Raw genomic sequence first — 16,540 nt, 5'->3', positions numbered from 1 at the left:
ATTACTCAGTCTTTCTGAGCCAGGCGCGCCTGCAGTGCTGCGTCTTTTTCCTGTACTGCGCGGGCGTTTGCCGCACGATCGTCTTTCAGACGCTGTGCCAAATCCGCGTCCGCCAGTGACATCATCTGCCCGGCCAGATAGGCGGCATTTTTCGCACCGGCCTTGCCGATCGCCACCGTCGCAACCGGTATGCCGCCAGGCATTTGTACGGTAGACAACAAGGAATCCAGGCCGTTCATTGAAGCATTAATGGGGATACCGATCACCGGCTTAACCGTGGCTGCGGCAACCGCACCCGCCAAGTGAGCAGCCATGCCGGCAGCACAAATAAACACGCTACAACCGCGCTTATCGGCGTCTTTAACGTAATCATGGGTGATTTGAGGAGTTCGGTGAGCGGACGTCACCTTCACTTCGAACCCGATTTTGAGCTTGGTTAATGTATCAAGGGCTGGTTCGACTTGGGGAAGGTCGGAATCCGATCCCATCAGGATGGCTACAAAGGGCTTAGACATAATGGAACCTCACTATAAATGCCGCTACGGTTATGGTATGGAAATGAGGCGGCGAAGTTACCGCAGCTGGCGTCCGGTTGCAAGTCAGATGCGGCTATAACCGCCTTGTTCCTGCGCCACTACCCCCTCCAGCTCCAACATAATCAGGGTAGAATTGACATCCGCTACCGACATCCCGGTGAGACCGACAAGTTGGTCCACATTGGCAGCATCGAATTGCAGTGCGGCCAACAAGCGGCCTTCTGGTGAACTTTTATCGAACTTATGAGCCATTTCGTCTGCTTGCAGAGGAAAAAGACTCTGTTGATGAACATAACCTAATAATGGCATCAGCTCTTCTACGATCTGGTCTGCGGTTTCCACCAGCTTGGCACCGTTGCGGATCAGCGCATGGCAGCCTTTTACCAGCGGATCGTGTATTGAACCCGGAATCGCAAACACTTCCCGTCCCTGATCGACCGCCTCATTAGCCGTAATCAATGAACCGCTTTTGAGCGCCGCCTCCACCACCAGCACACCCAGACTGAGCCCGCTGATAATACGGTTTCGACGGGGGAAGAACTCAGGGCGCGGTTGCACGCCGATGGGAAATTCGGACACCAGCGCCCCCTGAGCGGGTATACCCTCGCCCAATACCCTGTTGCGCGCAGGGTAAAGAGTGTCGAGCCCATGGGCTAAAACCGCAATGGTCTGACCACCACTTTTGAGGGCGCCGGTGTGCGCTGCAGCGTCGATGCCCAACGCCAGCCCACTGGTGGTGATAAAACCATGGGCGGAAAAACACTCCGCAAAATCCTCTGCCAATTTGCGCCCTTTGCGACTGCAATGGCGACTGCCGACAATCGCAATCTGCGGCATTGTCAGGCTCGCCACGTCGCCGCGGACAAACAGCACCGGCGGGGCACCGGCGATTTCACGCAACAAAGGCGGGTAATCGTCACTGGCCCAGGTCAGAATATGATGCTGGTTGCTGGCGTCCTGCCAGTCCAGGTCTGCACTGACTCCAGCACCGAGACGCCGCTCCGTGCCCGCCTGAAAACCGGTAATTTGGGCGCACTGGGCCTGTTTGAAACCCATCAACCGTAATTGGTCCGGTGTTTGTGAGAAAAACGTCAGCATGCTGCCAAAACGTTCAGTAATAAGACGGAAATGGCTGGAGCCGATGCCTTTAATGCGCCATAGCGCAAGCCAATAAGGTAGCTCTTCTAGAAACATGGTGATCCTTCACGCAAATCAAGTCCCGAATGATGCTATACAGACAGTATCAACTTAAAAAATTCACAGAAAATTCTTAATTCAGACGGGCGTCGTACCAGGCATCAAAGTCAGCAACGGGAACCGGTCGACAAATATGGTAGCCTTGCGCCTGTTCGCATTGCAGATTACGCAGCACCATCAGGGTCGGCTCATCTTCCACCCCTTCAGCCACCACATTCAAACCGAAGCTGTGGGCCAGCCCGATGGTGGAACGAACGATTACCGCATCGGCATCATCTGACAACATATCTTTCACGAATGAACGATCAATTTTCAGTGTTTGGATCGGCAATCGCTTCAGGTAACTCATGGACGAATATCCGGTACCGAAATCATCAATGGCCAGATGAATACCCAACTTATGAAATTCCTCCACCACTTGCATGGCGCGATGTGGGTCGGTAATCAATGCGCTTTCGGTAATTTCAATTTCAAGTAAGCGATGGGGTACGTCGAATTCTTCAAGCAGGCTTTTTACTTGCGATGGGCAATGGATGTCTATCAGATTTCGCGCTGACAGGTTCACCGCAATCGCAATCTCCTTGCCCTGGTCCATCCAGCTACGAATTTGTTTCATGGCCGAAGTCAGCACCCACAAACTCAGTGGATGTATAATTTCCGTCATTTCTGCCAACGGAATAAAATCCGCCGGCGGCACCATGCCGTGCAGCGGATGATCCCATCGTAACAGTGCTTCGCAGCCGTTACAGGCGCCGGTTTTAATATCGATACGGGGTTGGTAATAAAGTTGCAGCTGGTTTTCACGAATGGCCGTACCCAGATCAGCCAGCATGGTTAACCGGCGGGTGCTGTGAGAATCCAGTTCGTTACTGTAAAAACTGCAGGTTTCACCGTGGGTCTTGGCGTGATACATCGCCACATCTGCGCAACGCAGCAAAGCATGGCTGGAATCCCCGTGCTCCGGATACAGAGCAACGCCAATGCTCGCACCCATTTCAAGAAACATGCCCTCGACTTCCATCGGCATCTTCAGCTCTTTGTTGACCGTGCTGACCAACGCCATTATCGATTGCTGATCGACGATGCCGTATTGGATCACGGCGAACTCGTCACCACCCAGACGATATAACTGGGATTTGGTATTGCTTTTCTGCAACGCCGTCAGCAATCTGCGCGCCACCTTCTGCAAAATAAAATCGCCAATCCGATGCCCCAGGGTATCGTTGACGTCTTTAAACCGATTCAGATCCAGCAATAGTACAGCGACGTTTTGTCCGGACCGCTTTGCATCGATCAACAGACTGGCGCCGTTCTCATGCAAAGAATCGCGATTCGGTAATTCGGTTAAGGCATCGTGACTGGTTCGAAAAGCCAACTGTTTTTGCGATTCGACCAACGCGGCTTCTGCCTGCTTGCGGTCGCTGACATCCCGAATCGTACCCAATACGCATTTCATATCCCCGAGCTGCAAAAAGTTTAAACCCACTTCGGCATGAAACGAGGTTCCATCCATGCGATGAAAATTCCATTCAAATTGCTGCCGGGTGCCGTTCAGTGCGGCTTTGATTCTGGTTTCAATCTGGTGCTCGGAATGTCGCCCATCCGGCTGCGACAGTGGCGACAACTTTGACAGTGACGAGTCCATCAGTTGTTCACGGGAGGAGCCGAACATCGTCAACATCGAAGGGTTGCACTCGCAAATTTCAAAATCGCGGATCACCATCACAGCATCCAGCGTGCCTTCAAACAAGGTGCGAAAACGCAATTCCCGGTCACGATAGGAATTCAGCATCATCAGCTGCGAGATCATATCGGCTATCGAGGCAGCAAATATTTTCTCTTCATCACTCCAGTCGCGATGGCGCACCTGCTGCTCAAAACACAAGACGCCTTGGGTATGCCCTTCCGACCGCAATGTGGCGTCCAACATAGATTGAATGTCCAGCGGTCGCAGGTAAGCATCGCTGAACTCATTGGTACGGGAATCCGTTTGCGCCTGGTTCGCGTCAATTACACGCTCCGCTGCCAACGCGCTAAAATAACGGGGGTATTCACTTGAGGCCAACACCACACCTTGCTCAATTGCATTACCGTCACCCTGAAACAGACACAGGCAAACTAACTCGGTTTGGCTGCTATTCAACTGCCAAACACTAACGCGCTCTACATCCATCACACCGGCACAAGTACGGGCAATATGACTTAAGGCACTGTTCAGGTTCGCTTTCCAAATTAGCTCCGACTTTGAAAGAGCTATATAGGTGTCCACCAAAGGGTTGGACGCAGCAATGACCGGTGATGTGAATGTATTCGACATATACTCTGAGGCAAATCAACTATGCAAATCTCAGTATAGACGATGATATGAATTTACACGCCGCTGTTACAGATACTGTTAACTGTTAACGAACTGTAACCGCCGTTCCTATTCCGGGCCGGGCTAACGCCCGTTTACCCGGCTTTCGGCCAGGTACAGCCGTGCCATATTCTGATCAATCGAGAAGGCATACCGACCCAGAAAGTTCATACCCAGCAAACCATCCACTTCATCGTTACTCAGGTTTACTTCGATAATATTAACGTCGTGTTGCACCTGATCTTCAATCTGCATGGAATCAATTGTGAACAGCGATGCCGCCACTTGACCGTTGGCGGTATGCACCTGTAAACGTTGCCCCGTATCGATGAGATTAGTGCCCCCCTGCAAGCGGGCGATGGCGGAAGGCGTCAACGCAGTAATACTGGCGCCGGTATCAATCATAAGCTCAAGCTCCACCCGACCATCAAAAACGACTTTCACCACAAAGTGGTCGGCGTTGCGATACAAGGGTATACCACTGCGGCTACGATCGCGGTTGGCAATGGCTTGTTCCAGTTGCAAAATTCTGGCGTCCACCTGTGCCTGATGCGCTTCGCTATACGGGAGCAACTGCACCTGATACAGGGCCTCATTTAATTCTCCGGACTGCGCTAACGCATCCGCCATCATTAAACCAAACGGTGGATAGTCCGGCTGTTTTTCTAATGCAAAACGCAGCAGCTCTATCAACGACTGATTTTGATTTAAAGTGTCCGGTGTTTCTGACTGCGCCTCTTGAAACGCATTCAGCAACAATGTGTCAATGCGCTGCCTGCATGCTTGCCGACGCTGTTCACCCAGCGCCGAATCATAAGCGATAAAAAGCTCCGTTATCGCGGCCAAACGGTCGCCGCGAACCAGTGCAGAATCCACGGCAAGATCCTGATATAGGGTATTGTCTCCGTTCATCTGCAACAATGCCTCGATCCAGGCATCCAGATCTTTCCATTGCTGTTTCTGCATCAGATGCAAAAGATGCTGCTGTAACAATGGTTCGGCCCAAACCATTTCAGAAGCGTCCGCCGGAAGCGAATCCAAAAAGCCGATAACCGCTTCAATCCGGTTGCCAGTCAATAACCTCTGAAATCGATTTTGCTCTATTCCGTGGCGCAGCCTATTGGATTGATTGCTTGCGGATACCGCGCCATTCTCCACAGCTTGATCACCGCTATATGAGGAGCCGACATTGGATCCGGCTGCGTACGGTTGCAAGCCCGGAAAGGTCCACGCAGCCCACCAACCTGACGCAAAAACCAACAAAAGAATAAGCCCTCGCTTGACCCAGCGGTGCCAATTCGATGCAGATTGATTTTGTTGCGTTGGTTCCATTACCGATATCCTATACTTGGGTCGCGACCCTAATTGCAATCCCTGCATAATCATGGCATCTAAGTATGGCACAGCCTAAAGCCTGGGCACGACTAACGACAATAAAATAAAGAGGCACGCGATGGATCTGGACAGAATAGACCTTAACTCACTCATAGATAAAGCAACCGAAATGGTCATGCTGTACGCGCCGAAAGTACTGTTGGCGTTGATTACCCTTATCGTCGGCTTATGGATTATCGGCGCAATAAGCAAAGCAATAGAATACGTTCTGGAGAAACGGGATTTTGATATATCCCTGCGTAAATGGCTTTCCAGCATTCTGTCTCTGCTACTCAAATTCTGCTTACTCATTTCCGTTGTGTCCATGATCGGCGTGCAAACCACGTCCTTTATTGCCATGCTGGGTGCCGCCGGTCTGGCCGTTGGGTTAGCATTGCAGGGCAGCCTGTCGAATTTTGCAGGCGGGGTTTTAATACTGATATTTAAACCTTATAAGGTCGGTGATTATATCAAAGCCAATGGCGAAGAAGGCACGGTAGAGGCAGTGGATGTGTTCTACACCTTCCTGATTACACAGGATCATAAACACGTTGTATTGCCGAACGGACCGCTAGCAAACGGCAATCTGGTGAACTACACACGGGATGAAACACGCCGCATCGATCTGGCGGTGGGAGTGAGCTACAACACCGAATTCGATGACGCCGAAAAGGCGCTGATTGATATGATGAAGCAAGACGAGAGGGTATTGGCCGATCCACCGCCCTTTGTGGGCGTAACCGATTACGGTGACAGCTCTATTAATCTCACAGTACGGGCCTGGTGCAAGACAGAGCATTACTGGCCATTACGCTTCGCAATTAATAAACAAATTAAACCGGCATTGGATGCAGCAAACATTTCCATTCCGTTCCCGCAGCGCGATGTACATATGATTCCGGCCAATTAGGACCGGAATCACGTTCGTTAAAAATGCAATACCAAACCCAGGGTATAGGCGATGCAGGTTGAGCGGCAAATTTAATTCCCCGATACCGTCTGCCACCATCTCACTTAAGATGCAGGCGCCGCTTTCCCGGCCCTGGCCCGTTAGGGTATCAACCTAAGTCAAATTACCGCAGGGCTTGCAAAGTGTGTTGTCTGGAGGCATAAAAAAATCCCCCGACAAAGCGGGGGATTTTTTGCAGTTGGTAACAAACCAGAGCGGACGCTACTCAGTCGGGACGTTTGACCGTATCACCCACTTTCAGCGGTGCCTCGGCACGCAGAATCAGACCGTAGCTGACTTTATCGAAGGTCCGGAATACCATCAGAATACCGCGGCGTTCGTCGGGCAACTTAACCAGCTCCTGAGTAATGCGGTCTTTCACCACCTCGCCTTTATTCATAACCGCCAGCACATCACCCACTAACGCGCCGTCACGCTCACCGTAATTCATCACCACCACATCGTATTGGCTGACATTCCGTACGCCACTGAACACACTCAGAATATTGGCATCCACCTCCCCGTTTGGGGCTTTGGGATAGAACACGGAATCCACTTTACGCTCTTCGGTGGGAATCAGGCGATCACCGGGGCGAATATCCTCTTTGGAGTTGGTAATTTTGAACCGCGCCACTTCGTCTTCGTGTTTTTCGTAGCGCGCCATACCCATATCCAACGCCGCAAAACCCAGCACTTCCTTGGTTTTCGGATCCTGATAGGCTTGCCCTTTGCGATAGATGCCATACACCTGGTGCGCTTCTGACCAGTCACCCCGTGCGTACATATAATCATGCAGCCCCATCACAATATGCTGCTCGTCACCCGCCAGAATATAAGGGGACGCCATGATTTCTTCTTCGGTCATTACCCGGTTGTCTTTGAGGAAACTTTGGATATGTTCTAGGGGAATAGCCGGAATAACCGATGCCAGGGGTTCACTCCGCACTTGAGGGGTCAACTTAATGGAGTCACCCTTTTTGAACACCATCGGACCCCGTTCAACTTGCAGAACCGGTTGGCCGTCGATGTAAACCAGCTTAATCAGATCGCCAGGATAGATCAGGTGGGGATTATCAATCTGCGGATTAACCTGCCACAATTCTGGCCACAACCAGGGATCACTAAGGAACGCATTTGATATGTCCCAAAGGGTATCTCCCTGCTTCACCGGGTAGACATCGGGATGCCCCGGTTTCAATTCCACTGCCGAGGCTTGCATGGCGACACCGAGCAAACAGCCACCGACCAGCCTGAGAAATGATTTCATCATTGTGAGAATCCCTTTATCATTATCAAAGCCTGCTATCAGGCGCATTTTCACATACGGGAACTGGCAAACATCGGCGCGCCGATTTTGACCTACATTTTACTATAGACGCTTTAATCGCTTTTACAGTGCCGTGTTTTGCGACGTTTGCCTTTCAGTGTAGACAACATTGGAATAAACAGACAAAGCAAATCCTGTATGATCATAATCTTAGCAACATAATCTACAGTTATACTAGAAAAGTGGCATTCTCAAGATGGCAATACTGGATATTCTCGAATTTCCTGACCCTCGTCTGCGTACAAAGGCCAAACCGGTCACAAAAGTTGATGAAAAAATACGCAAACTGACCGACGATATGTTGCAGACGATGTACCAAGCGCCCGGCATCGGCCTGGCGGCGACACAGGTTAATGTGCACCAACGCATAGTGGTAATCGATGTCAGTGAAGAAAAAGACTCCCCCCTGATTCTGATCAATCCGGAATTTGAAATCCTGGAAGGCGAACAGGATTACGATGAAGGCTGTCTGTCCGTGCCTGGTCACTACGAAACCGTCACACGCGCGGAAAAGATTCTGCTAAAGGCCCTTGATCGCGACGGGAACCCCTATGAAATGGAGTGTGACGGCCTGCTCTCGACCTGCATCCAACACGAACTTGATCACTTGGATGGCAAACTGTTTGTTGACCACATATCCAAACTAAAACGCGAGCGAATCCGGAAAAAGCTGGTAAAAGAGCAGAAAGAGCGGGTAAGAGTACGCTAACGTGCGTCACTCTGCCAACTTACCCTTATTCATCCAACGCCTCTGCGCAGCACAGGAACCCGACCAGTGACATCCCCGTTAAAAATAATATTTGCCGGCACCCCGGACTTTGCCGCCAGCTCGCTACAGGCGATTCTGGACTCACCGCATCAGGTCATTGCCTGTTATACCCAACCCGACCGACCCGCCGGCCGTGGACGCAAACTGACCCCGAGCCCGGTCAAAGCCCTGGCCCGGCAACAGGGTATTCCGGTGTACCAACCATTGAATTTCAAACCAGAGCAAACCCTGCAGCAACTGGATGACTTAAAAGCCGATCTGATGGTCGTGGTGGCTTACGGCTTACTGCTGCCGAAAGCGGTGCTGGAAACCCCGCGCCTGGGTTGCATCAACGTGCATGCCTCGCTGCTGCCGCGCTGGCGGGGTGCTGCCCCGATTCAGCGGGCCATCGCCGCCGGTGACGTCGAATCCGGTGTCACCATAATGCAGATGGATGTGGGGCTCGATACCGGTGACATGCTGCTTAAAGTGAACACTCACATACAACCGGAGGACACTGGTGGCAGCCTGCACGACCGTCTGGCTGGCCTGGGTGCGAAAGCGTTGGTGCACTGTCTCGATCTCGTGGCAACCGGTCAGCTATCACCTGAACCGCAGCCTCATGACCTGGCGAACTACGCTCACAAACTCAGTAAGGATGATGCCAGGTTGGATTGGCGGTTATCTGCGACAGAACTGCATAACCGTATCCGGGCTTTTAATCCCTGGCCCGTCGCCCATACCGAGCTGGAGGGTGAGCGGGTGCGCGTTTGGCAATCCGCACTGATTGCAGGCACCACCACGTCCGCCGCCGGCACCTTAGTGAACGTGTGCAAAGAAGGCATCGATGTGGCGACGGGAGAAGGCGTATTGCGCTTGCAGGAACTCCAGTTCAGCGGCGGTAAACGCCTGACCGTGGAGGCCTTGTTGAATTCGAAAGGGGATTGGCTGGTGGCGGGGAAACAATTGCATTGAGTAACGCGGCAACCGACCTTAATACCCGCGCCCTGGCGGCTCAGATCCTGGTGCAGGTGCTGCCGCTGAATCGCCAGAACCTGCATCCCCGCTCGCTATCGGATCTGCTGCCGGCGGTAGCGGAGAAAGACAAGGATCAAGGGCTGTTGCAGGAACTGTGTTTCGGCGTGTGCCGCTGGTATACGCGACTGGATAAAGTCGCCACACCGTTTATCCGTCAGCCGTTCAAATCCCGGGATGCGGATTTGCATGCCTTACTATTACTCGGCCTGTATCAGATGCTCTATCTGCGGGTGCCGGATCACGCTGCCATCTCGGAAACCGTGGAAGCCTGCCGTCAACTTAATAAACCCTGGGCCGTGAAAGTCCTCAATGGCATGCTGCGCCAGGCACAACGCAACAAAAGCAACCTGGAAAACACATTGCCGGATAACCTGGCCATTAGCACTGCGCACCCGAAATGGCTGGTGGATGCACTTACGTCCGCCTGGCCGGCACAGGCGGAAAAGATTCTGCAGGCCAACAACGAACCCGGCCCCATGTGCCTGCGGGTGAATCGATTGCACGGCAGCCGCGACGCTTATCTGGCTCGCCTGAATGAAAAACAGATTAAAGCCCGGGCCGGCGAATTCGCCGACAGTGCCGTGTATCTGCAACAACCGGTGGATGTACTGGAACTGCCGGGATTCAGCGAGGGCCATGTTTCGGTGCAGGATGAAGCGGCTCAGTTAAGCGCACTGCTGTTAGCACCGCAACCCGGCGACCGGATACTGGACGCCTGCGCGGCACCGGGCGGAAAAACCGGACATATACTGGAGCTGCAACCGGCGTTGTCGGAACTGGTGGCACTGGATGTGGACAACACACGCCTGCAACGGGTTCAGGAAAATCTGACCCGGCTGCAATTGCGGGCCACCCTGGTGCATTCTGATCTGCAACAATACAACGCCGGGGCGGGCCTTTTTGACCGCATTCTGCTGGATGCACCCTGCTCAGCCACCGGGGTTATCCGCCGTCATCCGGATATTAAGTGGCTACGCAAACGCGCCGACATTCGGCAATTGGCTGAGACTCAATTACGCTTATTAAACGTTGCCTTTAACTTATTAAAGCCGGGTGGCAGTTTGTTGTACGCCACTTGCTCGGCTTTACCCCAGGAAAACAACCGCGTGGTGCAACTGTTTCTGGCGCATGAACCGCTCGCTCACGAAATCAAAATTGACGCCGATTGGGGTCAGGATGCCGGTATCGGACGCCAGTTGTTTGCCAACGAAAAAGCACACGACGGATTTTATTACGCGCATTTGATGCGCGAAGCACAAGGACACTGAACCACGAACGCCTATCATGATAGGATTGGGCACCACGTGAACGAGACGGGCGAATATGAAAATCATAATTCTCGGTGCTGGCCAGGTCGGTGGCACACTCGCTGCTAACCTGGCGAGTGAACATAACGATATTACCGTTGTTGATACGGATTCCGAGCGCCTGCACGAATTGCAGGACCGATACGATATTCGCACCATCACCGGCAAAGCGTCCTTTCCCTATGTGCTGCGCCAGGCCGGGGCCGACGACGCCGACATGCTGATTGCGGTCACCAACAGCGATGAAGTCAACATGGTCGCCTGCCAGGTGGCCTATTCACTGCACCGAACGCCCACCAAAATCGCCCGCGTGCGTTCCGCCAGTTATCTTTCCAAAGCCAGCGGCTTGTTCGGAAATGAAGCGTTTCCCATCGACGTCATTATTTCTCCTGAGCAAGTGGTGACGAACCACATTACCCGATTAATTGAGCACCCCGGCGCACTGCAGGTACTGGATTTTGCCGAAGGAAAGCTGCAACTGGTGGCGGTGAAAGCCTACTTCAACGGCCCACTGGTGGGACGTGAACTGCGCTACCTTCGTCAGCATATGCCCTCGGTGGATACTCGGGTTGCAGCGATTTTCCGCCGCGACCGGCCCATTATTCCAGAAGGCACCACGGTAATAGAAGCCGACGATGAAGTGTTCTTTATTGCCGCCAAAAATCACATCCGGGCGGTGATGAGTGAACTACGCGGGCTGGAACACAACTACAAAAAAATCATAATCGCAGGCGGCGGCAATATCGGTGAGCGCCTGTGCGATGCGCTGGAAGGGCGCTATCAGGTTAAAATCATTGAACGCAGCATCGAACGTTGCACCTTTCTGGCTGAAAAGCTCAACAAAACCATTGTCATTCGTGGGAATGCCTCGGACCAGGATTTGTTACTCGAAGAAAGCGTGGAAGACACGGACATCTTTATTGCCGTTACCAATGACGACGAAGCCAACATAATGTCATCGATGCTCGCCAAACGGTTAGGGGCACGTAAGGTGATGACGCTGATCAACAACCCGGCCTATGTGGATCTGGTGCAGGGCGGTGACATTGATATCGCTATTTCGCCACAGCAAGCCACCATCGGCAGTTTGTTGACTCATGTGCGACGAGGGGATGTGGCCAGCGTACACTCCCTGCGCAGGGGTGCGGCGGAAGCCATTGAAGCCATCGCCCACGGTGACGAAAAATCTTCCAAAGTCGTAGGCAAAGCCATCGGCGATATTGATCTGCCGGAAGGCACCACCATCGGCGCTATTATCCGTAACGATCAGGTGCTCATCGCTCACGATGATATTGTGGTGGAGTCCGATGATCACGTCGTGCTGTTCCTGGTGGATAAACGCCGGATTCAAGATGTGGAACGGCTTTTCCAGGTGGGAATTACCTTTTTTTGATGAGCAGGTATCACGATCTGCAAAATAATTGTTTTAATCGGGAATTGAGAATCTAACCATGCATCCAGCCGTGATTCTTCGCATATTGGGCATGCTGCTAATGGTCTATAGCAGCACCATGTTGATACCGGCGATGGTGGCGTTGCTGTATAACGACGGCGGAGAAAAACAATTCCTGTCAGCGTTTATCATTACTTTGGTGTCCGGCCTGCTGTGCTGGTTACCGGTGCAGAACCAGAAACAGGAATTGCGGGTACGCGATGGTTTTGTAATCGTGGTGTTGTTCTGGACGGTATTGGGTTGCTTCGGCGCTATCCCCTTGATGTTGGGAGAGCACCCCGGTATGAGTCCGACGGATGCCGTGTTTGAATCCATTTCCGGCTTAACCACCACCGGGGCAACCGTGGTGGCCAATATCGATGCATTGCCAAAATCGGTTTTATTTTATCGCCAGCAACTGCAATGGTTCGGCGGTATGGGAATAATCGTTCTTGCGGTAGCCATTCTGCCCATGCTGGGCGTCGGGGGCATGCAGTTATATCGCGCCGAAGCACCCGGCCCGATAAAAGACAACAAACTCACGCCCCGCATCACCGAAACCGCAAAAGCCCTCTGGTACATTTACGTTTCTCTCACCATCGCCTGCGGCTTGGCGTACTGGCTCTGTGGTATGAGTGCATTTGATGCCATTGCCCACAGTTTTTCTACCGTAGCGATTGGCGGCTTTTCAACCCACAACGCCAGCATCGGTTATTACGACAGTGCCGCGCTTGAAATGATCACCGTGGTGTTTATGTTACTGGCCGGTGTCAATTTCGGGTTGCATTTCCTGGCCTGGCGACGGCGAAGACTTGACACCTATCTGACCGACCCTGAATTACGTTTTTATATTACGGTGCTGTTATTGATCAGCGCGCTGGTGTTTATCGGCTTACTGATCACCAGTGAATTCAGTCAGTTCTGGGTTTCATTGCGTCATGCACTATTTCAAACCGTGTCCATTGCAACCACCACGGGTTATGGCATCGCCGACTTCTCCACTTGGCATCCGATGCTGGCAACTGCACTGTTAATGGGCAGCTTTATCGGTGCCTGCGCCGGTTCCACCGGTGGCGGCATTAAAGCCATTCGCGTGTTTTTGATGTTCAAACAAGGCTTACGGGAAATGCGCCGATTGATTCACCCGAACGCGGTGATGGTGATTAAATTATCCAACAAAGCCGTCCCCGATCGGGTGATTGAAGCGGTATGGGGTTTCTTCGGCATCTATCTCATTAGTTTCTGCGTGTTGTTTTTATCTATGCTCGCTACCGGTCTGGACTTTGTGACCGGGTTTTCAGCGGTGGCAGCGTGTATGAACAATTTAGGGCCGGGCCTGGGTGAAGTTGCTCTGCATTACGGCAACATCAGCGACACCGCCAAGTGGATTTTGTGTTTCGCCATGCTATTGGGCCGGCTGGAAATATTCACGTTATTGGTGCTCTTCACCCCCATGTTTTGGCGTCACTAAGCAACCGCTCGTTTGGTTTTTCCCAACGCGGGCCCGTTTATTACCCTATAGAATTAACGGCTTTCTGTAATTTTTTCACATTTTATCCCGCCAGTAAGCAAATCGCAGAAATCGCTGTCTATACTGAAAGTACATTCAACTACCCATAAGTATCATCGGCTATGTTCAATCGTGACGAGTGGATTCTTGAACAACAGAATCCGATGATTTCCAAAAAGAAATGGCAAACCACCGTTGATCTCATCGCTAAACTTTATGAAGCCCCGGCGGCCTACATAATTCAGCACACTTCGCGTGGCCTGCAAATTGTCATCAGCAGCAGCTCTCCCATTAATCCCTACCCGGCGGGAAAAGAATTTGCACACAGTGAATCTCTGTTCAGTCAGGCAGTCGTCAACAGCTGCGAACAACTCTATGTGAACCACGCTACCAACTCCAAGTTGTGGAAACAAAATCCAGTGGTGCAGGATCACAATGTGAACTCTTATCTGGGGGTTCCCATTTACTGGCCTGATGGTTCGTGTTTTGGTGCAATTTGCGTGGTGGATTTTGCGGTCACCCATTACAACAAAGCATTTCAGGAATTGATCTGGCAATTCCGGGATATTGTCGAAGCCGACTTAATGCTGAACAATCAGTTTCTACAATTACTGGAACTGTCCACCAAAGATGAGTTGAGCCGATTACTGAACCGGCGTGGTTTTTTTATTCAGGCTGAAAAACACATCCGCTTAGCGCAACGGCTGAATCAAAATGTCGGTGTCCTGTATATGGATCTGGATAACCTGAAAGCCATCAATGATCAGCATGGCCACCGCATTGGTGACAAAGCGATCTGCGCACTGTCCACTGCTGTGCGTAATGTCCTGCGTGAAAGTGATGTAGCGGGGCGTATCGGAGGCGATGAGTTTGTGGTGGTGATGCTGGCACAGGATCAACAGGCGTTGATAAAACTCACCGAGCGTATTCGTACCGAGCTTAGCAGTTTGTGTGTCGGTGAGCTGGAAAATATCGAGCTTAGTGCCAGCATCGGCAGCCGCCTATATGGTGCAACGGAGCTTATCAACATTGATAAGATGGTATCGGAAGTGGACGAGATTATGTATCGGGAAAAGAATCTTCATCACGCCGCCCAATCCGATGCCGGTTGAATTCAAGACCGCTTACTGCACCACCTCCGGTGACTTGACCGAAGTACCGCCGTCCAGACAGATTACACTGCCGGTAATATAAGCGGACGCGGGCGATGACAGAAAAACAGCTAACCCTTCCATATCCTGCGGCTGCCCCATTCGTTTCAGCGGTACTGCCTCGTTCTGCGCTTGCACCGATGCCTCATCCTTCATCGCAAATTTGGTCATACGGCTGGGGAATACACCCGGCGCAATGGCATTTACGGTGATGCAGCGGGCGGCCAGTTCTCCGGCCAGAATTTTGGTTAAGTGATTAAGCGCTGCTTTGCTCGGCCCATAGGCATAGGCGAGCATACTGGCTGTAACTTGTCCGGCCACCGAGGTGATATTAATCACACGGGCAGGATCCGCTTCGTTGCCGGCCGCTTCCAGCATCGGTAATAATTTTTGCGTCATCACAAAGGCGGATTTCACATTCAGGTTCTGGATTTTGTCCCAGGCTTCCGCCGGGTATTCTTCCAGCTTCGCACCCCAGGTCACACCGGCGTTGTTGACTAAAACGTGCAGCTTCGGCTCCCGTTCCTGCAATTGAGCCACCAAATCCAGGCAACCCTGTTCCGTAGACAAATCCGCCGCAATCCCGATGCATTCACCGAACTCAGACAAGGCTTCGGCGGTTTTCGCACAAGCATCCGCTTTACGCGATGCCACATACACTTTGGCACCGTGTTTTACCAAACCCTCTGCAATCATATAGCCGATGCCGCTGGTGCCACCGGTGACCAACGCCACTTTACCTTTGATTGAAAAAATTGATTCGCTCATTGAAAAATGCTCCCTTCCTTTCGGGTCAGATTAACTATTCGGTTTGTAATGAGTTTTCAGAATCTCCGCGGCATGCAACACATGCTCCTGCATCATAAAATCCGCGCGCTCCGCCTGCTGATTCTTCATCGCCATATAAATTGCCAGGTGATGGTCCTGTGCCCGCTGAAAAGCACGCATGGAATACCATTTGAAAGACCCGTTAAACACGATCGGGATATTGCGCGACGACCTGGCAAAGCGGATCAGTAAGTCATTTTGAGTTTCCAGTAAAATCGCCAGATGAAAGGATTTATTCATTTCCCGCCATTGCACCAGATCCGCTGCCGCCACATCACCTTTTGCCAGCATCGACTCGCCATCGCTCAACGCCGTTTTAAGGGTGGTATCCAGCGCCGCAGACATTCCCCGTTCTGCAATCAGCCGACATCCCAGGCCTTCAAGAACCGATCGTACACGAAAGGCGCTGAGAATATCCTCCAGGGAAAACTCCCGCACGCTGTACCCGCAATTAGGTTCGTAATCCAACAATCCATCCCGCGCCAGGACCCGCAATGCTTCCCGTATCGGTGTGCGCGATACCCGCATACGTTCGGCTAAGGCTGTTTCCTGTAGCCGGCTGTTGGGCGCGAATTCGCCTTGCAGCAATTGTTCGCGCAGGGTTTCAGTCACATTCAGGCCACGGGTAGATTTACTGCCCTGCATTATCGCCACAGCTCGCGGGGGAATATCTCATCTTTCTCCCACTGCTGATAATGGGGTTCGACCTCTTTGGCGGGAAACTTACGGAAATTGTCCCGAAACAGTTCCCGTTCCTGCGGATTGAGTGTGTTGTCTGACATAGTGA

General features: G+C 52.1%; 15 protein-coding genes. 7 read left to right on the top strand and 8 right to left on the bottom strand.

Translation table 11 applies throughout. The features are described from left to right. Positions 1-5: 5 nt before the first annotated feature. From purE to FT643_RS19310, 4 genes are all read right to left on the bottom strand, one after another. Entirely contained in the window at positions 6-515 is a 510-nt protein-coding gene (gene purE / locus FT643_RS19325; protein ID WP_156873065.1) for a 5-(carboxyamino)imidazole ribonucleotide mutase, read from the bottom strand. Positions 516-599: 84 nt separating this feature from the next. Then, positions 600-1,730, bottom strand: a complete 1,131-nt coding sequence (gene dprA, locus FT643_RS19320; RefSeq protein WP_156873064.1) for a DNA-processing protein DprA — start codon at positions 1,728-1,730, stop codon at positions 600-602. Between the two features lie 76 nt (positions 1,731-1,806). Further along, complete coding sequence (locus tag FT643_RS19315; protein ID WP_156873063.1) at positions 1,807-4,050, bottom strand: putative bifunctional diguanylate cyclase/phosphodiesterase; 2,244 nt, start codon at positions 4,048-4,050, stop codon at positions 1,807-1,809. Between the two features lie 123 nt (positions 4,051-4,173). Continuing rightward, the gene (locus FT643_RS19310) at positions 4,174-5,421 is read right to left on the bottom strand and encodes a retropepsin-like aspartic protease (RefSeq protein ID WP_198043709.1); all 1,248 of its coding nucleotides are present in this window, start codon (positions 5,419-5,421) and stop codon (positions 4,174-4,176) included. Between the two features lie 121 nt (positions 5,422-5,542). Here FT643_RS19310 and FT643_RS19305 point away from each other — a divergent pair, with 121 nt between their 5' ends. Next, a complete protein-coding gene (locus FT643_RS19305; RefSeq protein WP_156873061.1) occupies positions 5,543-6,373 on the top strand; it encodes a mechanosensitive ion channel family protein in 831 nt (276 codons plus the stop codon). 265 nt (positions 6,374-6,638) lie between these two features. Here the strand turns inward: FT643_RS19305 and FT643_RS19300 are convergent, their stop codons facing one another. Then, positions 6,639-7,682, bottom strand: coding sequence for a LysM peptidoglycan-binding domain-containing protein (locus FT643_RS19300; protein WP_156873060.1), 1,044 nt, complete (start codon positions 7,680-7,682; stop codon positions 6,639-6,641). Positions 7,683-7,935: 253 nt separating this feature from the next. Here FT643_RS19300 and def point away from each other — a divergent pair, with 253 nt between their 5' ends. From def to FT643_RS19270, 6 genes are all read left to right on the top strand, one after another. Beyond that, a complete protein-coding gene (def, locus tag FT643_RS19295) occupies positions 7,936-8,448 on the top strand; it encodes a peptide deformylase (protein ID WP_156873059.1) in 513 nt (170 codons plus the stop codon). 66 nt (positions 8,449-8,514) lie between these two features. Next, complete coding sequence (fmt, locus tag FT643_RS19290; protein ID WP_317622079.1) at positions 8,515-9,462, top strand: methionyl-tRNA formyltransferase; 948 nt, start codon at positions 8,515-8,517, stop codon at positions 9,460-9,462. Continuing rightward, entirely contained in the window at positions 9,459-10,793 is a 1,335-nt protein-coding gene (gene rsmB, locus FT643_RS19285) for a 16S rRNA (cytosine(967)-C(5))-methyltransferase RsmB (protein ID WP_156873057.1), read from the top strand. Before fmt ends, rsmB begins: the two co-directional genes overlap by 4 nt. A 55-nt stretch (positions 10,794-10,848) precedes the next feature. Next, positions 10,849-12,225 (top strand): Trk system potassium transporter TrkA, encoded by a 1,377-nt coding sequence (trkA, locus tag FT643_RS19280; protein ID WP_156873056.1) that lies wholly within the window; start codon positions 10,849-10,851, stop codon positions 12,223-12,225. 58 nt (positions 12,226-12,283) lie between these two features. Continuing rightward, positions 12,284-13,735 (top strand): TrkH family potassium uptake protein, encoded by a 1,452-nt coding sequence (locus FT643_RS19275; RefSeq protein WP_156873055.1) that lies wholly within the window; start codon positions 12,284-12,286, stop codon positions 13,733-13,735. A gap of 161 nt (positions 13,736-13,896) precedes the next feature. After that, positions 13,897-14,886 carry a sensor domain-containing diguanylate cyclase gene (locus FT643_RS19270; protein ID WP_156873054.1) on the top strand — a complete coding sequence of 330 codons (990 nt, stop codon included), beginning with the start codon at positions 13,897-13,899 and terminating at the stop codon, positions 14,884-14,886. Between the two features lie 12 nt (positions 14,887-14,898). Here the strand turns inward: FT643_RS19270 and FT643_RS19265 are convergent, their stop codons facing one another. Genes FT643_RS19265 through FT643_RS19255 form a run of 3 tightly spaced genes read right to left on the bottom strand, consistent with a single transcriptional unit; the run spans position 14,899 to position 16,535 of the window. Beyond that, entirely contained in the window at positions 14,899-15,693 is a 795-nt protein-coding gene (locus FT643_RS19265; RefSeq protein ID WP_156873053.1) for an SDR family oxidoreductase, read from the bottom strand. A gap of 30 nt (positions 15,694-15,723) precedes the next feature. Further along, positions 15,724-16,398 carry a GntR family transcriptional regulator gene (locus FT643_RS19260; protein WP_156873052.1) on the bottom strand — a complete coding sequence of 225 codons (675 nt, stop codon included), beginning with the start codon at positions 16,396-16,398 and terminating at the stop codon, positions 15,724-15,726. Continuing rightward, complete coding sequence (locus FT643_RS19255; protein WP_156873051.1) at positions 16,398-16,535, bottom strand: acyl-CoA dehydrogenase family protein; 138 nt, start codon at positions 16,533-16,535, stop codon at positions 16,398-16,400. The genes FT643_RS19260 and FT643_RS19255 overlap by 1 nt, the downstream gene beginning before the upstream one ends. Positions 16,536-16,540: the final 5 nt, after the last annotated feature.

It is taken from the genome of Ketobacter sp. MCCC 1A13808, from assembly GCF_009746715.1.
In the GTDB taxonomy this organism is placed as follows: Bacteria; Pseudomonadota; Gammaproteobacteria; order Pseudomonadales; family Ketobacteraceae; genus Ketobacter.
Note: the sequence above shows the minus strand (reverse complement) of the source record. Positions and strands in the feature narration are given on the sequence as shown.

Coding starts and splice junctions, on each gene's coding strand:
- purE (WP_156873065.1), bottom strand. CDS start 515: ATGTCTAAGCCCTTTGTAGCCATCCTGATGGGATCGGATTCCGACCTT.
- dprA (WP_156873064.1), bottom strand. CDS start 1,730: ATGTTTCTAGAAGAGCTACCTTATTGGCTTGCGCTATGGCGCATTAAA.
- FT643_RS19315 (WP_156873063.1), bottom strand. CDS start 4,050: ATGTCGAATACATTCACATCACCGGTCATTGCTGCGTCCAACCCTTTG.
- FT643_RS19310 (WP_198043709.1), bottom strand. CDS start 5,421: ATGGAACCAACGCAACAAAATCAATCTGCATCGAATTGGCACCGCTGG.
- FT643_RS19305 (WP_156873061.1), top strand. CDS start 5,543: ATGGATCTGGACAGAATAGACCTTAACTCACTCATAGATAAAGCAACC.
- FT643_RS19300 (WP_156873060.1), bottom strand. CDS start 7,682: ATGATGAAATCATTTCTCAGGCTGGTCGGTGGCTGTTTGCTCGGTGTC.
- def (WP_156873059.1), top strand. CDS start 7,936: ATGGCAATACTGGATATTCTCGAATTTCCTGACCCTCGTCTGCGTACA.
- trkA (WP_156873056.1), top strand. CDS start 10,849: ATGAAAATCATAATTCTCGGTGCTGGCCAGGTCGGTGGCACACTCGCT.
- FT643_RS19275 (WP_156873055.1), top strand. CDS start 12,284: ATGCATCCAGCCGTGATTCTTCGCATATTGGGCATGCTGCTAATGGTC.
- FT643_RS19270 (WP_156873054.1), top strand. CDS start 13,897: ATGTTCAATCGTGACGAGTGGATTCTTGAACAACAGAATCCGATGATT.
- FT643_RS19265 (WP_156873053.1), bottom strand. CDS start 15,693: ATGAGCGAATCAATTTTTTCAATCAAAGGTAAAGTGGCGTTGGTCACC.
- FT643_RS19260 (WP_156873052.1), bottom strand. CDS start 16,398: ATGCAGGGCAGTAAATCTACCCGTGGCCTGAATGTGACTGAAACCCTG.
- FT643_RS19255 (WP_156873051.1), bottom strand. CDS start 16,535: ATGTCAGACAACACACTCAATCCGCAGGAACGGGAACTGTTTCGGGAC.